This is a genomic window from Marinomonas ostreistagni (genome assembly GCF_016888445.1).
Taxonomy (GTDB): domain Bacteria; phylum Pseudomonadota; class Gammaproteobacteria; order Pseudomonadales; family Marinomonadaceae; genus Marinomonas; species Marinomonas ostreistagni.
In genome coordinates this window covers 47,434-68,133 of record NZ_JAFEKF010000007.1, presented here as the reverse complement: position 1 = coordinate 68,133, position 20,700 = coordinate 47,434, and the positions used below count along the sequence as shown (strand labels likewise).

Annotated in this window: 22 protein-coding genes; 9 read left to right on the top strand and 13 right to left on the bottom strand. The window is 48.1% G+C overall.

Annotated elements, in window-relative coordinates; all coding sequences use genetic code 11:
• Position 1: 1 nt before the first annotated feature.
• From siaB to JQX58_RS14505, 5 genes are all read left to right on the top strand, one after another.
• Positions 2-538 (top strand): biofilm regulation protein kinase SiaB, encoded by a 537-nt coding sequence (gene siaB / locus JQX58_RS14525; protein ID WP_204147576.1) that lies wholly within the window; start codon positions 2-4, stop codon positions 536-538.
• Between the two features lie 10 nt (positions 539-548).
• Positions 549-926 carry a biofilm regulation phosphoprotein SiaC gene (gene siaC / locus JQX58_RS14520; RefSeq protein WP_204147575.1) on the top strand — a complete coding sequence of 126 codons (378 nt, stop codon included), beginning with the start codon at positions 549-551 and terminating at the stop codon, positions 924-926.
• On the top strand, positions 923-1,702 hold the full coding sequence (locus JQX58_RS14515) for a diguanylate cyclase (protein WP_204147574.1): 780 nt from the start codon (positions 923-925) through the stop codon (positions 1,700-1,702). The genes siaC and JQX58_RS14515 overlap by 4 nt, the downstream gene beginning before the upstream one ends.
• A gap of 99 nt (positions 1,703-1,801) precedes the next feature.
• Entirely contained in the window at positions 1,802-3,667 is a 1,866-nt protein-coding gene (locus tag JQX58_RS14510) for a DUF294 nucleotidyltransferase-like domain-containing protein (protein WP_204147573.1), read from the top strand.
• Entirely contained in the window at positions 3,667-4,368 is a 702-nt protein-coding gene (locus JQX58_RS14505; RefSeq protein WP_204147572.1) for a 3'-5' exonuclease, read from the top strand. Before JQX58_RS14510 ends, JQX58_RS14505 begins: the two co-directional genes overlap by 1 nt.
• On the opposite strand, the gene JQX58_RS14500 is transcribed toward JQX58_RS14505, so the two are convergent.
• The 8 genes from JQX58_RS14500 to JQX58_RS14470 all read right to left on the bottom strand — a co-directional run bounded on the left by JQX58_RS14500 (position 4,352) and on the right by JQX58_RS14470 (position 9,907).
• Complete coding sequence (locus JQX58_RS14500) at positions 4,352-5,152, bottom strand: UDP-2,3-diacylglucosamine diphosphatase (protein WP_204147571.1); 801 nt, start codon at positions 5,150-5,152, stop codon at positions 4,352-4,354. The genes JQX58_RS14505 and JQX58_RS14500 overlap by 17 nt on opposite strands.
• Before the next feature lie 86 nt (positions 5,153-5,238).
• Entirely contained in the window at positions 5,239-7,023 is a 1,785-nt protein-coding gene (locus tag JQX58_RS14495; RefSeq protein WP_204147570.1) for a GGDEF domain-containing protein, read from the bottom strand.
• Positions 7,024-7,237: 214 nt separating this feature from the next.
• Positions 7,238-7,417: an RSP_7527 family protein gene (locus JQX58_RS14490; protein ID WP_204147569.1), complete on the bottom strand. Its 180-nt coding sequence runs from the start codon at positions 7,415-7,417 to the stop codon at positions 7,238-7,240.
• A gap of 197 nt (positions 7,418-7,614) precedes the next feature.
• Positions 7,615-7,737, bottom strand: a complete 123-nt coding sequence (locus JQX58_RS15490; RefSeq protein ID WP_275412759.1) for a hypothetical protein — start codon at positions 7,735-7,737, stop codon at positions 7,615-7,617.
• Between the two features lie 73 nt (positions 7,738-7,810).
• Positions 7,811-8,272 carry a protein-export chaperone SecB gene (secB, locus tag JQX58_RS14485; protein WP_204147568.1) on the bottom strand — a complete coding sequence of 154 codons (462 nt, stop codon included), beginning with the start codon at positions 8,270-8,272 and terminating at the stop codon, positions 7,811-7,813.
• A gap of 17 nt (positions 8,273-8,289) precedes the next feature.
• Positions 8,290-8,550, bottom strand: coding sequence for a glutaredoxin 3 (grxC, locus tag JQX58_RS14480; RefSeq protein ID WP_204147567.1), 261 nt, complete (start codon positions 8,548-8,550; stop codon positions 8,290-8,292).
• 12 nt (positions 8,551-8,562) lie between these two features.
• Positions 8,563-8,979: a rhodanese-like domain-containing protein gene (locus tag JQX58_RS14475; RefSeq protein WP_204147566.1), complete on the bottom strand. Its 417-nt coding sequence runs from the start codon at positions 8,977-8,979 to the stop codon at positions 8,563-8,565.
• 130 nt (positions 8,980-9,109) lie between these two features.
• Positions 9,110-9,907 carry a DUF1338 domain-containing protein gene (locus JQX58_RS14470; RefSeq protein ID WP_204147565.1) on the bottom strand — a complete coding sequence of 266 codons (798 nt, stop codon included), beginning with the start codon at positions 9,905-9,907 and terminating at the stop codon, positions 9,110-9,112.
• 246 nt (positions 9,908-10,153) lie between these two features.
• On the opposite strand from JQX58_RS14470, the gene gpmI reads away from it, so the two are divergent.
• Genes gpmI through JQX58_RS14450 form a run of 4 tightly spaced genes read left to right on the top strand, consistent with a single transcriptional unit; the run spans position 10,154 to position 15,075 of the window.
• Positions 10,154-11,683: a 2,3-bisphosphoglycerate-independent phosphoglycerate mutase gene (gpmI, locus tag JQX58_RS14465; protein WP_204147564.1), complete on the top strand. Its 1,530-nt coding sequence runs from the start codon at positions 10,154-10,156 to the stop codon at positions 11,681-11,683.
• 16 nt (positions 11,684-11,699) lie between these two features.
• The gene (locus JQX58_RS14460) at positions 11,700-12,833 is read left to right on the top strand and encodes a murein hydrolase activator EnvC family protein (protein ID WP_204147563.1); all 1,134 of its coding nucleotides are present in this window, start codon (positions 11,700-11,702) and stop codon (positions 12,831-12,833) included.
• Between the two features lie 29 nt (positions 12,834-12,862).
• Positions 12,863-14,134 carry a S41 family peptidase gene (locus JQX58_RS14455; protein ID WP_204147562.1) on the top strand — a complete coding sequence of 424 codons (1,272 nt, stop codon included), beginning with the start codon at positions 12,863-12,865 and terminating at the stop codon, positions 14,132-14,134.
• A complete protein-coding gene (locus JQX58_RS14450; protein WP_204147561.1) occupies positions 14,134-15,075 on the top strand; it encodes a divergent polysaccharide deacetylase family protein in 942 nt (313 codons plus the stop codon). The genes JQX58_RS14455 and JQX58_RS14450 overlap by 1 nt, the downstream gene beginning before the upstream one ends.
• Before the next feature lie 5 nt (positions 15,076-15,080).
• Here the strand turns inward: JQX58_RS14450 and tsaC are convergent, their stop codons facing one another.
• From tsaC to glnA, 5 genes are all read right to left on the bottom strand, one after another.
• Positions 15,081-15,638, bottom strand: coding sequence for an L-threonylcarbamoyladenylate synthase type 1 TsaC (gene tsaC / locus JQX58_RS14445; protein ID WP_204147560.1), 558 nt, complete (start codon positions 15,636-15,638; stop codon positions 15,081-15,083).
• A gap of 83 nt (positions 15,639-15,721) precedes the next feature.
• Positions 15,722-16,102 carry a DUF3461 family protein gene (locus JQX58_RS14440; RefSeq protein ID WP_204147559.1) on the bottom strand — a complete coding sequence of 127 codons (381 nt, stop codon included), beginning with the start codon at positions 16,100-16,102 and terminating at the stop codon, positions 15,722-15,724.
• Between the two features lie 129 nt (positions 16,103-16,231).
• Positions 16,232-17,659: a nitrogen regulation protein NR(I) gene (gene ntrC, locus JQX58_RS14435; protein ID WP_204147558.1), complete on the bottom strand. Its 1,428-nt coding sequence runs from the start codon at positions 17,657-17,659 to the stop codon at positions 16,232-16,234.
• A gap of 9 nt (positions 17,660-17,668) precedes the next feature.
• On the bottom strand, positions 17,669-18,739 hold the full coding sequence (glnL, locus tag JQX58_RS14430; RefSeq protein WP_204147557.1) for a nitrogen regulation protein NR(II): 1,071 nt from the start codon (positions 18,737-18,739) through the stop codon (positions 17,669-17,671).
• Between the two features lie 265 nt (positions 18,740-19,004).
• Positions 19,005-20,411, bottom strand: coding sequence for a glutamate--ammonia ligase (gene glnA / locus JQX58_RS14425; protein ID WP_204147556.1), 1,407 nt, complete (start codon positions 20,409-20,411; stop codon positions 19,005-19,007).
• Between the last annotated feature and the right edge of the window lie 289 nt (positions 20,412-20,700).

The window sequence follows — 20,700 nt, the reverse complement described above, 5'->3', positions numbered from 1 at the left end:
CATGTTTGTACCAGACCTTTATGGATTGAGAGAGCGTTTTGATAACGAAAAGATTTTGTTGTGCTTCAATGGGCCTATTTCTCGCAGCTTAATTGAAGAAATTGGTAACGCGCTACGCAACTATTTAAAAAGCGAGCAGGCGTCGCCAGCCTCAGCAATTGATGTATTTGCCGTATATATTGAGTTAACGCAGAACATTCGTCATTACGCCATGAAAGCAGAGTTGTCTGGTGCGGATACCGCTACCGTCGTAGTAAGCTTCCACGAAGGTCACTATCACATTAGTGCTGGTAACGTTGTTCACTTAGCTGACGGTGAAGCCTTGCTCGCTAATGTGCAAGGGCTGGCACACATGGACAAAGTAGAACTTAAGAAGTTGTACAAGCAACAGTTACGTAAGCCAAGAGATGAAGACGCAGTGAGCGGCGCAGGGCTTGGACTGATTGATATTGCTCGCAAAGCGACCGCACCTATGGTGCCCGCCTTAAAAGATTTAGAAAATGGCACTGGCTATTTTAGTTTGAGCGTACAAATTTGAGAAACCGAACATGAATGATTTAAAAATAGTCTCTACGCAATCGACACCATTAATTGAGACAGACAGTAGTCGTGGTGTGATCTATATGGAAGGCGACTCGTACCCAGAAAACTCGTTTGAGTTTTATACCGATTTGGTCAATTGGGTGAGTGCTTACTTAAACGATAGCCAGCGTCCGTTGGTGCTCGAGTTGGCACTTCTATACTTAAATACCAGTAGCATCAAAGTCATGATGGATATTTTTGATGAGCTTGAAGAAGCCCATCAGGGCGGCCGTGATATTACGGTGAACTGGCGTTATGACGTGGACAATGAGCGTGTTGCAGAACTAGCGGAAGAGTTTAAGGAAGACTGCAGTTTTGCGTTTAACATTATAGGCCAAGAATGAGAAAAGATATCAAAGCGTTAGAGCAGCAAGTAGAGCAGGCTCTTGCGACACCCGAGTATCAAGATCACCCACTGCACCAAGTATTAGCGCAATTGTGGGAATATAACCAAGATCATTGGTCGCGGGTTGAGCAGCTGATTCGTGTCTCGGATTCGTACCAAGACATGATTTTACAGCGTGAAAAAACGCTAGGTGAACGCTTTGATAAACATCTGCGCCAACTGGAAAAAATTACCCGTATTTCAGACCGCTATCAGACCTCCTTGCGTGAGGCCAATTTGGAGCTTGAGCAGGCTTCTTATGTCGATGCTCTGACTGGGCTGCCTAACCGTCGTAAGATGTTACGCCGTCTGAAAATGGAGTTTGATACCCGCCCCGAGATCATCAGTTTGGCCATGATCGATGTCGACTTTTTTAAGCGTATCAACGATGAACATGGTCACTTGGTCGGCGATGAGGTGTTAATCGCCATCGGTCAGTTGATTGACCGTCAAGTCGGAGAGATGGGGCACATTGCTCGCTGGGGTGGCGAAGAGTTTTTGGTCGTGTTTGCCCAAGAAGATACCAGCCAGGTGAGCAAATGCCTGCAACAGTTGATTGATGCGATTGCCCAAGAGACGTTTGAAGGCTATGACGGTCGCAGCGTGAAAACCTCTATCAGCATTGGCTTATCACGTTTTAAGTCAGGCGATACTATTGATACCCTGATCACCCGCGCGGACGATGCTTTGTATCGTGCCAAGCACGCTGGCCGAAATCAGGTTATTGCCATTTAGCAATGTAATACATTGGTCTAAATTGACTTGAGTGAGTGGTAACGATCGCGAAGCCATCGTATCTTTACATTATAACAATAATGATTAGGTACATCGCTTATGGCTGCTATCGATATCCCTGAAGTCCTCAAGTTCATCGACACGACTCCACCTTTTTCCGCACTGACTCTAGCGCAACAAAAGCAATTGCTTACCGGTGTTGAATTAACTTACGCCCGCCAAGGTGAAAAGCTAGACCTGCAAGGTAGCCATGCCACATTGCATCTGATCCGCCGTGGTGCTTGTGAGATTCGCTCCGATAAAGGGGGATTGGTCGATAAGCTCGCCGATGGTGATTGTTTTGGTGTGTCCAGTGTCCTCGCGCAAAACCCTGATGGCCTTCAAGTAGTGGTGCTCGAAGATAGCCTAATCTATCGCTTTCAGAAGTCTGGATTTCAAGCCGTCGTACAAGAAAGTGAAGACTTCGCCTTGTTTTTTGCCCACACCCGCAGCAGTCGTATCCGTAAACTATCTCGTGCTCATGCCACAGATTTAGCAACTCCTGCCTTGCAATTATCCACGTCTATTAGCCAAATCATGTCGCGCGAATTAGTGAGTGCCGCCCCCAATGAAAGCGTTCAACAAGCGGCGGCTCGTATGACCGAGCACCGCGTGAGCTCGATTTTAGTTGTCGATCAGCAGCGTTTGGTGGGGATTGTAACGGACCGAGATTTACGCTCTCGTGTCTTAGCGGTGGGCGCGTCTAGTGAATTGCCACTGACGGACATTATGACTGCTAACCCCGCCTCGATTGACCCGCGCAGTTTGGTGATGCACGCCCAGACCCTCATGAGCGAGCGCAACATTCACCATTTACCGGTGGTAGACACAGATCAGATTCCTGTCGGTATGGTGACGGCGGCTGACTTGTTGCGTCATCAAGAGTTAAGTCCATTGTTACTGATTAACCAGATTAACCGTCAGACCAGTGTGGATAGCTTGCGTGAGGTGTGTCAGCAGTTGCCGACGTTGATTGTCAACTTGATCTTAACAGACATGAAAACCACCGATATTGGCAGTGTCATTGCCGCGATTAGCGATAGTTTGACTCGGCGCCTGATCGAACTCGGCTTTGAGCATTATGGCGAACCGCCGATGGCGTTTCAGTTTATCGTGTTTGGCTCGCAAGCTCGCAAGGATCAATCCCTTGGCAGTGATCAGGATAACGGCTTGATGTTATCACGCACGCCTAACGCTGAAGAAAGCCAGTACTTCGCTAAGCTCGGAGCGTTTGTCTGTGAGGGCTTGGCCGAGTGTGGTATTCGCACCTGTCCAGGGGACATTATGGCGTCCAATGCAAAGTGGCGCTTAACCCAGCAAGGTTGGAGTGAGGCATTTGCCCATTGGATCGAGGCCAGCTCGCCGTCGTCGTTACTCAACGCCAGCATCTTTTTTGATATTCGCTGTGTCTATGGCGATGATCGCGCTATCAGTGATTTGATCAGTGCTATGCAGGCGCGTGTGGCTAAGAGTTCGCTGTTTTTAGCGACGTTGACACGCACGGCCACCGCGACTAAGCCGCCATTGGGTTTCTTCCGCAATTTTCTTCTAGAGTCATCAGGCGAGCACAAGCATCAACTGGATTTGAAACATCAAGGATTAGCCTTGATTAACGATCTAGCGCGTATTTATGGCTTAGGCTGTAAGCAGTATCGCGTGAGTACCAAAGAGCGCTTAGAGCAGGCCGCTCGCGAGCGACTGATGAGTGCTGATATCGCGCGCAATTTAATGGACGCTTGGGATGAGTTAAATGAACTGAGACTGCAGGTACAGCGTCAGCATTGGCAGAATACGGGTAAGCCAAGTGCTTATCTCGACCCAAGTAAATTAAGCTCATTAGAGCGCAAACATCTCAAATCAACCTTTGCCATCATTGCCGACGGTCAGACGGCAGCGCTGCAGCGTTATGCGCGAGGGTATGCTTGATGGTTAAGCAATGGCTCAAACACTGGCAGCACTGGCGTGGCCAACGTGAAGATAAAATAAGACCATGGCAAGAGAACTCATACTTAGTGCTAGATATGGAGACAACGGGTTTGGATCCCAAGCAGCATCAAGTCATTAGCTTGGGTTGGGTGTTGATTGAAAATGGTGCTATTCAGCTGGATACAGCACAACACTTGCTGCTCGACAGTGCCGAAATTGACGATGAAAGTGTCGGTATCCATATGATCACTGATGCCGACGTGCTGGAGCAAGGGCGTCGCCATGCCAGTGTGTTGCGCTATCTGCGCCAAATCATGAAGGACAAAGTATTAGTGGCACACTATGCGCCCTTAGAGTTAGGTTTTTTAAAATCCTTGTGGCAAACCCAGCCGATGCCAGCCCTAAGTTTGCATTGGCTCGATACCATGCAAATTGAAATGCAGCGTCGGGCGCGGGCGCAAGAAGTGATTCAAGAAGGTGGCTATCGCTTAGGGCCTTGTCGTGAGCGCTATGGGTTGCCTGAGTACCCAGGACACGATGCCTTAACCGATGCCATGGCGACGGCGGAATTGTTACTGGCGCAAATGGCGCACTACAATCATCACGATCCGAGTTTGCAGGCGCTACTGCGCACCGGTGGTGGCCGAGTGCGCTTAGCTACCCATAAACGTATAACGCCAGACATTAAGAAGCCAAACTAGGCGTCGCAGCAAGAGTTGAGTGTTCCGGTTCTCGTGCCAGTAGCACCGGTTGTTCAGACCAGTGTAACAGCTGTAACTCACCGCTCTCATGCTCTACTAGCGCAGTACAGTGTTCGACCCAATCACCGTCATTGCAGTATAAAATATCCTCTTGGCGCTGAAAGCGGGCAAAGTGAATATGACCGCCAATATAGCCATCGAGCTTTTTATTGCGCGCGGTTTTAATCGCTGCGCTTTCAAAGCGCGAGATAAATTCCTGAGCTTTGCTGACATGAGACTTGATGTAACCTGCCAGTGACCAATAAGGGCGGCCACACCAACGGCGCACACGATTGATATGACGATTTAGAGAGAGCATCAAATGATGTGCTTTATCGCCGACGGCCAGCATCACAGGGCTGACTTTTACCATCTGATCAAACTCATCCCCATGGCTGACCAAAAAGCGCCGGCCGTCGGCGGTGGTATGAATCGCTTGCTGCATGATCTCAACGCCTGATAGCTGCTGACCACAAAATTGGCGGAAAAACGCGTCGTGGTTGCCTGGGATATAAACCACACGTGTACCGTTTTGGGCCATTTCTAAGATGCGTTTGACCACTTGTTGTTGTACATCGTTGAAATAGGCACGCTTGCGCATCTCAATCAGATCGATGATGTCGCCAACAAGGTATAGCTCGGGCGGAGTAATACGGTTTAAAAAGCTTAGCAGGTGCTCTGCTTGGCAGGCTTTGGTGCCTAAGTGAACATCGGAGATAAAAACAGCGCGAAATTGAGTATTCATGATGATTGCCTCTCTAGCGAATAACCTTAGGCTAGAGAGGCTAAGTGACGTTTTCGTGACGTTTGGGTAACGAATTGATGAGAACGTTAGCTACAGCAAGGCTTTGCTTGAGCTGTGTCTTCATAATGGTATTGGTAAGGTTGTTGGTAAATACTGTTGCCACCACGCTGCTTCGCCGACTTCTTCGCTTGTGCGGCCAGTTCAGCAACAAAGTGGTGGCTGTCACAAGCATGGGGATTAGGATTCACGACACCGATGGCAAGGCTCAGTAGACCAAAAAACTGTGGTTCGCCTTCGCGAGTTTTACTCCAGATACCGCCTTCTTCAAGCGCTTGGGGTTCATAAAATTGCTGCACTTCAATGGCAAACATGTTCAAAATACGCTGACATTGCTCGCACCAGTCTTGTTCGCCAAATACCACAACAAAATCATCACCGCCTACATGGCCGATAAAGTTTTGCTCACTGCTCACGACACTACGAATAATACTACCGACTAACTGGATAATGGCATCGCCTTTTGCGTAGCCGTAGCGGTCGTTAAATGGCTTGAATTCATTGAGGTCAAAATACGCGACATAAAAGTCTTCCTGCTCTTGGATACGACGATCGATTTCGCGATTGATCGGTACGTTACCGGGCAGCAGCGTCAACGGGTTGGAGTAGGTCGCGTTTTGAATTTTCAGCTCGGTAATGCGTTTTAACAGATCTTTTAAGTGGCCGATGCCTAAGTATAAGCCATCTTCAACAATCAAAATTTCATTGTTAAGGAGGTCGGCCTCTTGGTCGGTAAACATGGTCGATACACTGGATAGCGACACGGTGTTTTCCACGATCAAAACTTCTTGTGAGACAATTGTGACGGCCGGTTTGTTTTCATACAGGGCACGGCCATAAGGTGTGGAAAACAACTCATGTAAAGCATGGCGGCGAATCACCCCCAGTGGTTTGCCATTGTCGAGGACAGGTAGTACGGTAATGCTTTTATTTTGCTTAAAGAGAGTAGCCACTTCTGACAGCGGCCGCGTGCTTTCGATAAAAGTAGACTCACGGCACAAGGTCTGCACGGTTTCGCCGTGCTCGTAGTCAAAGCGTCTTTTTTGACTGGCATGTGCTGCTAAATAGCTATTAGGGTTAGTACTTGGGTTCAGCGCTGGGCGGTGCATGTAAAAGCCTTGGCCGTATTCGACGCCTAGCTCGAGTAATAAATCGAGCTCTTGCTGGCGCTCAATGCCTTCGGCTATTAGAGCGCATTTGAGGCGGTGAGCGATGTTAATGATAGAGCGCACAAACTCGCGTTTGACCTCATCGCGATCAATTCCCTCGATAAAATGTTTGTCTAGTTTGACGATATCAGGGCGTAGCTCTGACCAGAGTCTAAGACCTGAATAACCCGCACCTAAGTCATCGATGGCCACCTGAAAGCCCATATCACGATAATGCTCGACACTCTTATGTGACAGACCATTTTGATCATAAGGATGCTGTTCAGACAGCTCGATAACGATATTTTTTTGGTTGAGCCCGAGCTCATTCAAGATCGACAGCGTCATGCCTTTTTGATGATCTGGCGAGCTTAGCAATGAGGCACTGACATTTAGAAACAATTGCCCTGGTAAGCCTAGCTCGGCAAAGCGTGAGATGGCGCGCTCACGGCAAAGCAACTCAAGCTCGTGGAGGCGACCTTGTGCCTGAGCGTAAGGGAATAAAATGCTCGGGGTAAATAATTCAGTATTTTCAGGGCCCCTTGAGAGCGCTTCATAGCCATAAATTGCGCCGCTTTTTAGATCGTATATGGGCTGAAAAAGGGGCGTGATAAGGCCTTCCGTGAGAATGCTGTGTAATAGCTTCGCTCGTTCTTGTTGCATCATAATATCTCTGCCTTGTCGCGTGGTAGCGGGTAAGTGCGGCTATGATATGACCAAATGATGACAATTAGATGACAGTGAAAATGGTTCTTGTTAAGGGAAAGGAGTAAATCAGCGGGGCTTGATAGAAGTCAAAGGTGTTGAAAGGGAGGATTCGTTGTGCTGATCGGGTGTTGTTTTTAGACTGCGATCAGTAACGAAAATAGGCGTAGGGCTATTATGAGTGCGCCGGGGTGCCTTGCAGTGGTGTGCTTGGACGAGGAGTGCTGCTTGTGAACAAGGCTTTGATGCGTGCCACTAAGCTTTTGCTGGCTTGGGCAACGTATTGACGGCGTAGTTCGTAGCCGCGCTCTACGTAGTAATCAGTGTCTAGGTTGTCAAAATCGAATCGGTTCATCGTGTTGCTCCTATTGGTTTTTACAAGAATTTTCAATAGGTAAATGGTAGCGACTGACTAGAAACTAGACAAACGATCAATTCTCAGTAAAAAGGTGAGAAAAACTCAACTTTTAGTGTTAATAGGCCGGGTAAGCCATCGGTCATCAAGCAAGTCAATAGCTTGTGCTGTGAACAACTTGGTGACTTTTCAACAGCTTAACTTTGTTCAAGAAATTGCTGTACAAACAGTAGCCCAAGCATGCCCATGCAGGCCAAATAAATCACCATCCAACGCATCTTGAGGCAGTAAGGACAAGGCTTTCGTTTTTTCTTCGACATAAGACGCTCCTAAGGGCAAAGATAAAAAAGGAGGCCGAAGCCTCCTTTTGCGATGATGTCGGCGCAGGTGTACTTACTGCTCAGTCTCAGTAGACTGCTGTTGTTGCTGTAAGTTTTCCATGTATAGCGCATCGAAGTTAATTGGCGCTAGCATCACTGGGTTGAAGCTACCTTTAGTGATCACGTTATCGATGTTTTCACGTGCATAAGGGAACAAGGTGCCTGGACAGAAAGCCCCTAGTGCGTGATGCAATTGACGCTCTTCAAAGCCTGAAATGGTAAATAGACCACCTTGCTGCACTTGTACTAGGTAAGCGACTTCGTCGTTGTTCTTCACATTCACTGTGATATCAAGCACAACTTCATACAGATTTTCACCCACTTGGCGGCTCTTGGTGTTGAGCTCAAGACCGACTTCTGGTTTCCACTCTTCTTGGAAAACCAGTGGTGAACGTGGTGATTCAAAAGAAATATCTTTCAGGAAAATACGTTGAATCTGTAGTTGTGGTTGTACTGCGTTATTTTCTTCAGCCATGTGAGTTCCTTGGTGTTTTAATTGGAAGCAGCTAGGAGCGCATCAAGCTCACCAGCGCTTTCTAAAGCAAATAAATCATCGCAACCGCCCACGTGGCGATCCCCAATCCAAATTTGAGGAACGGTGTGGCGACCGCATTTTTCCATCATTTCTTGGCGTAACTGATGATTGCCGTCGACGTTAATTTCGTCAAATGCGGCTTGCTTGTATTCCAGCAACTGCTTCGCACGAAAGCAGAAAGGGCAGAAGTTGCTAGAGTAGATCGTTACGTTTGCCATGTGTAGCCTCTATTACTTTTTAACCAGTGGTAGGCCGGCGCTTTGCCATTCGGTGATACCACCTTGCAGTTTGTATACATCAAAACCTGCTTTGATAAGCTCTTTGGCATTTGAGCCAGCTGTCATGCCTGTTTTACATACAAGAATAATGGGGACAGATTTGTACTTCTCAAGCGTGCCCATTGAGTCTTTTAGCTTCGCTGCAGGGATATTGATTGAGCCTGTGATATGGCCCTTGCTGTATTCGTTGGCAGGACGGATATCCACCACGACCGCATCTTTATCATTAATAAGATTGGTGGCGCTAGAGGTTGTGACACTGCGTGCCCCACCGCGCGTTTCAACAAAAATTAATGTCGCAGCGATGGCTAAAAATACAGCCACCATTTCCCAATGGTTTAAAGCAAATTCAATAAGTTGATTCATCATAACGGTTCAAGCCTGTCAAAAAACTGCGAAGCATTATACACGGCACGGGCTATCGGTACACACTCGAGCACTGTGCTAGCGCAAATGATCAGCTTAGCGGCCAAACACGTAATTTTGATGACAGGCTTACTCAGTGATTGGTGGAATCAAAAATTTTGTCAGCGTTGCCTTCAATAAAGCTGTCAAACAAAGTGCCATCTGCTTGTGGATAACGTAAAGCAAACTCATAAAAACAGCTAGGGATGTTCTGTTTTTGGTCATCAGCAAAGTTAAAGCAGATCTTGTCGGCCATGGTTGAAGATTGCTCTAGGTATAGCTCTGGTGAGCCTTTGATCAACCCACCGGAAGAGTTCAATACAAAGCCTTCCTGCTGTAAGCGCTGGTTGACTGCTTCTAGGCTAGCAAAGCTTTTTAGATGGTTGACGCTGACGGTGAAGTGATTGGCTTGCATGCCCATGGTGCTGAGCCATGCTGCGTATTCGCTGTGCTGTTGCAGAATTTGGTAATCACTTAAGGTTGGGGCAGGCCACAGCCGTTGTTGCCAAAAGATTTCTGGGCCTTGAACAATATTGGTGGGGATTTTGGCGATCAGTTGTTGGATCACGTTTTGACATTCTGGCGCTAGTTCATGCCAGCGTAACTCAGATAAAAATATCTTAGGTGCCTCTGGGGCAGGATGTTTATAGCAGCGTGCATTCAAGTGTTTGGTTGCGAAGGTGAAGACGCCGTAAGCTTGATAGCCGAGATCATTGAGTATCGGTTCGAGTTTGGCTAAGGCGATAGGTGAATCGGCGAAGGTGCGAAACGCGACATGGTCGTTTATAACGGATTCATTAAGAGATTCAAATAACGATTTAATACGTTGTGCTTGTGGCGTTACGTTGATGTAAGCAGACCAGAGAGATTGAAAAAAATGCTCGATTTGCATAGCGGTTAGGCCTCATCAATACCAATAGATTGATTTAAATTTAGGCCCGTATTGAAGGAATTGCAACGCGACTCGGATCTCTTGTTGCGTCGATAGATGTCAACCTTAATGATGCCCTACAAAGGAGCATGCTTGACGTATTGTTGCTGAAACTTTATACCAAGATTCACACTGTGCGCAGTGAAGCATAATAGAGCCTATGGTAGTATCCATTAACTGCCTAGTTACAGATCGGGAAGAGCAAACATGAGCAAACAAACCACGGCACTGTTTATTTTAGATGGTTGGGGCTACAGCGAGACCTCAACTTCCAATGCGATTACCGCGGCCAATACTCCAAATTGGGATAAGCTATGGCGTGAGCGCCCTCATACCTTGATTAAAACATCGGGCATGGCGGTGGGGCTGCCAGAAGGCCAAATGGGTAACTCAGAAGTTGGTCATATGAACCTTGGCGCAGGGCGCGTGGTCTATCAAAACTTTACTCGTATCGGTAAGGCTATCGAAGACGGTAGTTTCTTCGAGAATGAGGCCTTGGTAACAGCAGTCGATAAAGCGGTTGCTGCAGGCAAAGCCGTGCATGTATTGGGCTTACTGTCAGCGGGTGGTGTACACAGTCACCATGAGCAGATCATGGCGATGTGTGAATTGGCCGCCAAGCGTGGCGCTAAAGCAGTCTACGTACATGGTTTTACTGATGGACGTGATACCGCGCCGCGCTCTGCCCATGAGCCCGTTGCACAGCTAGAGTCGAAGCTAAAAGAAATCGGCGTGGGTCGCATTGCGAGCCTAACAGGGCGCTACTTTGCCATGGATCGTGACAATCGTTGGGACCGTGTACAAAAGGCCTACGATGCGATTGTCTCAGGACAAGGGTTATACCAAGCCAGTCGTGCATTTGATGCCATCGACGATGCTTACGATCGTGATGAAAACGATGAGTTTTTATCTGCCACAGTGATCGGTGAAGCGGTCAAAGTTGAAGACGGTGATGCGGTGATTTTCGCTAACTTCCGTCCAGATCGTGCGCGCCAGTTAACGCGAGCCTTTACTGAGGCACAGTTTGATGGCTTTGAGCGCCAAGCGACGCCTGAACTAGCAGGCTTTGTTACTTTTACCGAATACGCGGCAGACATCAAAGCAGCCGTTGCCTTCCCACCAGAAGCCCTAAGCAATACATTGGGTGAAGTACTGGCAAAAACTGGCAAGCAACAATTGCGTATCGCAGAAACTGAGAAGTACGCTCACGTAACGTTCTTTTTCAATGGTGGTGAAGAAGCCGTATTTGAAGGCGAAGAGCGTGAGTTGATCCCGTCACCTGATGTCGCAACCTACGATCTTAAGCCAGAAATGAGTGCCCCTGAGGTAACTGATAAGCTGGTCGAAGTGATCGAAGCAGGTAAGTACGACACCATCATTTGTAACTTTGCCAACGGTGATATGGTCGGACACAGTGGTATCTTTGATGCGGCGGTCAAAGCGGTAGAGGCGGTCGACGAATGTCTTGGTCGCATTATGGCTGCATTGGAAGTCAATGGGGGACAGTGTCTGATTACTGCCGATCATGGTAATGTTGAACAAATGCTCAGCGATGATGGATCACAACCACTGACGTCTCATACATTAGAACCAGTGCCACTGATCATGGTGACACCTAATGCAGACTGGTCAATCCAAGAAGGTGCGTTGTGTGATATCGCGCCAACTTTGTTGGAAATGATGGGCATGGATATCCCTTCAGAAATGACGGGTCATAGCTTGTTGGTCAAAGCTTAAATAAGAAGGAATCCCTATGGGACTAAAAGCCTGTCTGCTGTTGATGATGGCATTGTTGTCCAGCGTAAGCTGGGCGGCAGAGCCACAAACCCCAGAAGAGGCGCGTGCACAAATCGAAGCCCTAAAAGACGACCTTAAAGAACTTAATGGTTGGCTTGAAGACCTGAAGGATGAGCGTTCTAGTGTGGAGCAACAACTAGAAGGTAAAGAGCAGGTCATCCAAGATTTGTCCAAGCGTATTCTTGAACTGCAGCAAAGCCTTAAACAGGGCGCCGCTCAGTTGGAGGATCTGCAAGTACAGCAACGCGATTTGCAGCGTAGCATTCAACAGCAAAATGCACAGATAGCCGCCCAATTACGGGCGGTTTATCGTTCTGGCAGTGAAGAAGGCTTACAGTACCTACTGAATGATCTCCCCGCTGATGAATCGATGCGCTTGATTCATTACAATCGTTATTTTTCTAATGCCCGCCAATCTTTGATTAATGGTTATGCTGCGCAAGCGAGTGAACTGAATTTAGTGGAAAAAAGTATCCGCAGCCAGCGCGCGCAGATGATTCAAGAGCAAGAAGAGTTAACCAAGCAGCAGCGTCGAGTGGAGCAAGAACAGGCGCAGCGTAAAAAATTATTAGCGAAAATTGAAACCGATTTAAGTTCCGGTGATCGAAAAGCTCAGCAGTTGCAAAAAGATCAAGCGCAAATGCAAGCGCTGCTTAAGCAGCTTGAGAAGGCGTTGGCAGATGTACGCATTCCTGACCAAGATACCCCGTTTGCTGCACAAAAAGGTAAGTTAATCCCGCCATTATCAAAGATTAGAGAGCTTTCTACTAATGCTCAGGTGAATCTAGGGGGCGTAACCTTAGCAGCTGATACTGGAGATGCGGTGCGTGCGGTACATCATGGCCGTGTGGTATTTGCTGATTGGATGCGTGGTTTTGGCTTCTTAATCATTCTCGACCACGGTGGTGGTTATATGTCTTTGTACGGCTACAACCAGAGTTTGCTTAAAGATGTCGGTGAATGGGTTAACGCCAACGATACTATTGCAACTGCAGGCAGTTCAGGTGGCCGTGCGATTCCGGCGTTATTCTTCGCGATTCGTCACAATGGTGAACCTATTGCCGCGCTTAGATGGCTAAGTAAAAGCTAGTCAGGCTCTTAATTTAAAAGGAATACAGTATGCTAGGTTTGAAGCGTTATATGGTGTTGGGCCTAGGGGTCGCACTGTCTCATACCGTTTGGGCAGCCCCAGAGCGTGAGCCTGCCACGGTCCCATTAAATGAAATTCAGACGTTTGTTGAGACCTTTGAAACCATTAGTGCAGGTTATGTCAAAGAGCTGGATGATCAAGCGATTTTAAATAAAGCGCTCAAGGGCATGGTGTCAGCACTGGATCCACACTCAGAGTATTTAACTGAGCAGGAAGTACAAGACTTTGATGAGCATACCTCTGGCCAATACGCTGGCATCGGCGTTGAAGTGGAGATGGTGGATAATAAGTTAACCGTGGTCTCCCCCGTCGATGATTCGCCGGCCGCTAAGGCGGGTATCAAAGCCGGTGACGTTATTATTCGCATCGATGATAAAGTGGTGTCGGGCATGAGCTTGCAAGAAGTTGTGACCCTGATGCGCGGTAAAGATGGCTCGAGCGTTAATTTGGATATTGACCGTGATGGCGAGATTAAAACCTTTGCGGTAAAGCGTGCTCAAATCGAAGACAACAGTGTGCGCTCAAAATGGCTTGGTAACGGCATCGCTTATGTACGTATTAGCCAGTTTTTAAGCAACTCCGATGAGCAGTTCCAAGAGCAAATTGATCAGCTTAAACAAGAAGCGGTGGTCAATGGCTTAATTCTAGATCTGCGTAATAACCCAGGTGGCGTGTTACAAAGTGCGGTCGCCATCGTGGATACCTTAGTCAGTGATGGTCTGATTGTGTATACCGACGGTCGTCATGAGTATTCTAAAAGTGAGTTTAGAGCGTCGAGCGAGACCACGTTGCTACCGGATGTTCCGTTGGTGGTGCTCGTCAATGAAGGCTCTGCTTCAGCATCAGAAGTCTTAGCGGGTGCGATTCAAGATCACCAGCGTGGCATGATCTTGGGTACCGAAACCTTTGGTAAAGGCTCAGTGCAGACCGTTGTACCGCTGACCACTGGCGCGGCAGTGAAATTGACCACGGCACTCTACTACACGCCAAATGGGCGCTCTATTCAAGCGCAAGGGATCATGCCAGATATGGTGATTCCGCAAGCGAAAGTGGAAGTTGAAAAGGGCGGTTTCTTTATTAAAGAAGCGGAGCTCAAAGGCCATCTAGGTAATGGCACTGGTGGTAAGGAACGTACCAGTTCCGATGTTAATAACACATTGAATGAACTGGCGGGCAGTGACTTCCAGTTGTTTCAAGCATTGTCTGTTTTACAGAGTATGCAGCAATTTTTGGTTCGATAATGCGACAACGAGCAATACACTCTTTTTGCGCCAGCCTTGTGCTGGCGTCTTTTTTAAGTGGCGCCCAAGCGTCTGACTTGCCTTCTGTGGAGCAAGCGGCAGAGGACTTCCCGTTTCCTGTGTTAGAGTCAGCGTCCCCTGAACAGGCACCACGCTACCCTTATTTATCTCCCGTGACGGACGATAAAATCGATTGGCCACCATTGTTTAAACAGCCAGAGCCAGTGCTCTCTGATGGGCCTAAGCGCGTACCAAGTCATCACGTATCAGAGATGGATCAGCTACCGCCCGTACCAGAAATCGCGATTGTGATTGATGATGTCGGCTACAACCGACGTGGTATGGAAGAAACCTTGGCGTTGCCGCTGCAGGTGGTGTTGGCCATTTTGCCAGAAACGCCGTACGCCAAAAAAGCGGCTCATAAGGCTTACTTGCAGCAGCGCGCAACGATCTTACATGCACCGATGGAGAATCAACGCGCTCTGAAACTAGGGCCCGGTGGTTTGTATCAATCCATGGATGAGCAAGCGTTCAAGCAAGCCCTGCGCACAGATCTTGATAATGTCCCCCATGTGCGTGGCGCTAATAATCATATGGGGAGTTTGCTGACCACGCGTCCAGACCATATGAACTGGGTGATGGACATTATGGCGGAGCGTTCACTGTTTTTTATCGACAGTTTGACCAGTGCTGACAGCGTGGCTTATCAGACAGCAAAAGAGCGTGGTGTTAAAACCCTGACGCGGGATGTGTTTTTAGACAATGTGCGTACTGACGAAGCGATCAATCAACAATTTGAACGCCTGCTAGCAAAGGCGCATAAGTATGGTCACGCGCTGGCGATTGGGCATCCTTACCCAGAAACCACAGCCTATCTAAAGCGTCGTTTGGCTGAGCCGCTGTCGGCGCAATTAGTCGAAGTTGAGCGCTTGTTAGAGTGAGCTTGCTAAGCGCGAAACTGCTTGCCAGTCATTAAGTCGAGTACCTGTGAAGGCTGCTCAGCAGTGCCCAGTGGAGCGTCATAAATAGCGTCTAGCTGGTCACTAAAGTAAGTCATTACTTCTTCTTTAGAGCGTGCTGGCTCAAGCCCTGCAGGGTTGGCAGAGGTTGAAACAAGTACACCGTTGTAGGCCATGCAAAGGGTTTGTACAGGCTCATGCTGGCTCAAACGAATCGCTACGCCTGAGTGCTGGCCGCGTACCCAGTCTGGGGTGATTAGGGTATCGGGTACCACCCAAGAAGTGGGGCGCTCGGTGACTTCGATCAGGCGTGTAAACGCAGGGTATTCTAAAATCTCGCGCCAAGGCTCTAAGTGCTGGGCGGCGCCTGCAACCAAGATAAGCCCTTTTTCTACAGGACGAGACTTGAGCGTTAAGATGCGTTCTACCGCCGCTTTATTAAACGGATCACAACCTAAGCCCCAAACCGCTTCGGTGGGGTAAGCCACTACACCGCCATCACGCAAGATCGCAGCGACTTCGGTCGCATCAGACGTAATCAGCATAAAGTATCTCCAATCAAAAATCGCTGGCAGTGTAGCGAGTTCGCCCAAAGACGGCCATAGGAGATATGGCCGTTTTGGAGGAATTAGGACATTTTTTCGATTTTGTCTTTAATTTCTGCCACTTTTTGCGAAACAACGCGTTCAAGGTGCTCAAGCTCTTGCAATAGCTCTTCTTTACTAGGCTGGCTATCATGCTCTTGGCCGAGTAATTGACTGAGCTCGTCGACGGCGCGCAACACCACCAATGAAGGTTCGCTGATTTCACGGTATTGCTGGGTGCCGCCATCGGCTAAAACCGTGCGGGTGGCACGTCCAAACTTGAATTTTTTGCTTTTCGACAGTAACGAGCCTTTTTCGCGACGGTAGTATATTTTGAGCACGTCAAAGCCACCTTCATAGCGCAAGGTGTATTTTTCGATGTTGTCGTAGCTGGTAATGCCCATGGACTCAAGAGTTAGATACATAGCAAATTCCTTCGATATAAGAGCGAGTTCTCATACCATTAGTAGGGCAAGGGTAGGGCAAAAGCAAGGGCAGAGCAGAAAAAACTCATGGCCGCGGTAACGCTTCGCAGCCATGAGCAGGGCGTCGTATTAATCGTCGTCGCTATCGAGGTTATCAATTCCCAATTCTTTGATCTTACGGGTTAGGGTATTGCGGCCCCAACCAAGTAATAATGAGGCATCACGGCGGCGCCCAGCGGTATGCTTAAGGGCGGTTTCGATCATGATGCGTTCGAACTTAGGTACTGCTTGTTCGAGAATGCCTTTTTGACCACTGGTGAGCGCACTGTCGACCCAGTTTTTTAGGGCGTCTTCCCACGAGCCAAATGGTTGCTCTGATGGCGGTGTGTTAATCAGCTCAGGCGGTAAGTCTTCTACTAATACTTCGCGCCCAGACGCCATGACAATCAGCCAACGACAGGTGTTCTCCAGCTGGCGCACGTTCCCCGGCCAATCCAAACGACTCATGTAATTTTCAGTGTCTTTGGTGAGTGTTTTGGGCTCCACATGCAACTCTTCAGCCGCTCGGCTTAAGAAGTGACGAGCAAGCTTGGGAATGTCTTCGCGGCGCTCGGCCAGTTTCGGTAAGTGGATACGGATGACATTCAAGCGGTGAAATAAGTCTTCTCGGAAGGCTCCCTTGGTAACGAGACCTTCTAGATCTTGGTGCGTGGCCGCAATAATACGCACGTCTACTTTCACGGGTGTGTGCCCTCCGACGCGATAAAATTCGCCATCGGCCAGTACGCGCAGCAAGCGTGTTTGCGTTTCGGCGGGCATGTCACCGATTTCATCAAGAAATAGGGTGCCGCCATTGGCTTGTTCAAAGCGCCCTCGGCGTTGTGTGTTGGCTCCTGTGAAAGCACCTTTTTCATGACCAAATAGCTCTGATTCAATTAGGTCATGTGGAATGGCTGCCATGTTTAACGCAATAAATGGATTGGCTGAGCGTGGGCTATGGCGGTGCAGGGCTTGTGCGACTAGCTCTTTACCAGTACCCGATTCACCATTAATTAATACCGTAATGTTAGAATTTGCTAAGCGGCCAATAGCACGAAAAACTTCCTGCATGGCTGGCGCTTCGCCGATGATTTCGGTCTGTGCCAGCGGCTCATCTAGCTCAACAATCGTCTCAGGCTTGGACTTGTTATGGTGCAAAATCGCCCGCTTAATCAAGCTGACCGCTTCTTCTACATCAAAAGGCTTTGGTAGATATTCGAACGCGCCGCCTTGGTAAGACGCTACCGCACTCTCAAGATCAGAGTGGGCCGTCATAATGATCACTGGGATGTAGGGATGCTCTTGCTGTAATTGACTAAGCAGCGTTAGACCGTCCATGCCAGGCATGCGGATATCGCTGATGATGACGGTCGGTTGCTCTTTACCGATCATGTTGGCTAGGGCTTCGGCCGACTCGAACAAGCGGCAGTTGATGCCTTCTTGCTCTAATGTTTTTTCGAGCACCCAACGGATTGAGCGATCATCGTCGACGATCCAAACAGTTTCTTGTTGTGACATGTGTTCCTCCTAGCCTGCTACCGACTGTTCGATCGGTATTAGGATGTTAAATTCTGTACATTGTGGTTGGCTGTTGCACTCAATGATGCCGTTATGTTGGTGAACGACGGATTGTGCAATGGATAAGCCAAGGCCAGTGCCATCGGCACGGCCGCTAACCATGGGGTAAAACAGTGTTTTTAAAAGGCTTTCTGGTATACCTGGACCGTTGTCGGTGATGCTGACACGGCATACTAAACGATGACGTTTGGCACCGATGGTGAATTGGCGCAAGGTACGTGTAGAGACGGTAATTTGTTTATCGTGATTGTCTTCTTGATTGAGCAATGCCTGCATGGCGTTGCGCATGACGTTTAGCACGGACTGAATCAGCTGATCTTCATCGCCGATTAAATCGGGAATGCTTGGGTCGTAATCACGAACTATTTTGATGTGCTCACCGGACTCAACGCTAATCAGTTGGTTGACCCGCTCGGTGACGCGGTGAATATTCACCGGTTGATATTGAGGTAATTGGCGCGGCCCGAGCAAACGATCCACCAGATCACGCAAGCGGTCGGATTCTTCGATGATGACTTGGGTGTAGTCTTTTAGGCCTTCATCATCAAATACGCGACTGATCAGTTGCGCGGCACCACGAATGCCACCCAATGGGTTTTTGATTTCGTGGGCTAAGCCGCGGACTAGTTCTTTACTGGTTTGGTGATTGGCAATCAGTTCGTCTTCCTGGGAGATGCGCTTCATGCGATCACGCGGGTGTAATTCAATCAGCAAACTATCGGTATTGTTTAAGGCGCCCATGACTGGTGTGACGTTGTAATCACAAAGCACTACCTTACCGGTGGTGAGTGTCACTTCGGCTTCACGTTTGGTAAAGGCATGACCAGATTGAATGGCAGCGACGAGCGCGGCACGGCTTTCATCGTCCTCGCTCAGGGCAGCACTTAAGTCCTGGCCATAAATTCGACGTCGACTGACCTCCAGCATCATCTCTGCAGAAGGGTTAAGGTATTCAATACAGAGCTCACGGTTGAGCTGTAAAACTGCAGTGGATAAATGGTCGATCAGTAAACTGTACACAAGACAGGCCTCTTGGTTCTTAGGTGTGACAGGATGTTTGCCAGAGATTGGCGCAACACTGCACAAACTTCGTTTAGTTGCTTTGCAAAAAGCGAACCAACATTGGGCAATTCGTGAGGCGACAATTTATCTAGGCTTTTCACATAGTTAGTACTTAAGCATGCTCCATTATGGTGCAAAATGGTATTTTTTGTCTTTTTTCGGCGCAAAAAAAAGCCCTAACTTAGGTCAGGACTTTTTTGTCTAAATATCGGCGTTTGCCTAATTAGCAGCTGTAGTAAAGGTCGAACTCAATTGGGTGAGTTGTCATGTTTACTTTTTCAACTTCTGCTTGCTTAAGTTCGATGTAAGCATCGATCATGTCGTCAGAGAATACGCCGCCTTCCGTTAGGAAAGAACGGTTAGCATCTAGGCAAGCAAGTGCTTCTTCAAGGCTGCTAGCAACAGTCGGGATCAATTTACCTTCTTCTGGTGGAAGATCGTAAAGGTCTTTATCTGCAGCATCGCCAGGGTGAATCTTGTTTTTGATACCGTCGATACCAGCCATTAGCATTGCTGCGAATGATAGGTATGGGTTCGCGGTTGGATCAGGGAAACGAGCTTCGATACGCTTACCTTTTGGTGATGAAACGTATGGGATACGGATAGAAGCAGAGCGGTTACGTGCAGAGTAAGCAAGCATAACTGGTGCTTCGAAGCCTGGTACAAGACGCTTGTAAGAGTTAGTTGAAGCGTTGGTGAACGCGTTCAAAGCTTTAGCGTGCTTGATGATACCACCGATGTAGTACAGTGCCATTTCAGATAGACCAGCGTACTGATCACCAGCGAATTGGTTTTCGCCACCTTTCCAGAAAGATTGGTGAACGTGCATGCCAGTACCGTTGTCACCAACGATTGGTTTAGGCATGAATGTAGCTGTTTTGCCGTAAGCGTGTGCAACGTTGTGTACACAGTACTTAAGGATTTGAACTTCGTCGGCTTTCTTAACTAGTGTGTTGAATTTAACACCGATTTCGTTTTGACCAGCAGTCGCAACTTCGTGGTGGTGTACTTCAACAGCAAGACCCATTGCTTCCATTGCGTTACACATAGCTGCACGGATTTCATGGTGAGAGTCAACTGGTGGTACTGGGAAGTAACCGCCTTTAACGCGTGGACGGTGACCAGTGTTGCCGCCTTCGAAAGACTTGTTAGAAGACCAAGCTGCTTCTTCAGAGTTGATTTCAACGCCACAGCCAGACATGTCTGCGTGCCATTTAACGTCGTCGAAGATAAAGAATTCTGGCTCTGGGCCGAAGAACGCAGTGTCACCTAGGCCAGTAGATTTTAGGAACTCTTCAGCGCGTAGTGCTACAGAGCGTGGGTCACGGTCGTAACCTTGCATTGTAGAAGGCTCGATGATGTTACAACGAACGATTACAGTCGCTTCTTCAGTGAAAGGGTCCATTACAGAAGCTTCGTCGTCAGGCAACATGATCATGTCAGACTCGTTGATGCCTTTCCAACCAGAGATAGAAGAACCGTCAAACATTTGACCGTTTTCGAAGAATTCTTCATCTACTTCTGAAGCAGGAATCGTAACGTGCTGCTCTTTACCTTTAAAGTCTGTGAAGCGAAGGTCAACCCAACGTACGTCGTACTCTGCGATCAAACCAAGAGTCTTGTTTGACATATTTGTTCTCCAATGTTGTCTAAACGAAATTTCTTTCGGAATTCAATGTTGCTTCAAGATGAAGCGTATATGCCGGATTACAAAGCATAAGTTGTGCCAGAATTTTGGGCGCTGTTAAAAGTCCTTTTAAATCAGTGTGTTGAGAGTTGGATGTGGCTTGGCGCCGCCAACGCTGCACACTAATGTGTCCATGAGAAATATATTGTGTATCAAAATGGTGCGATTTTCTCGGTATTTGTTTGGTTTTGGTGCAATTATTTGGGGTTGGCTTCAGTGCTGTATGCTTTAT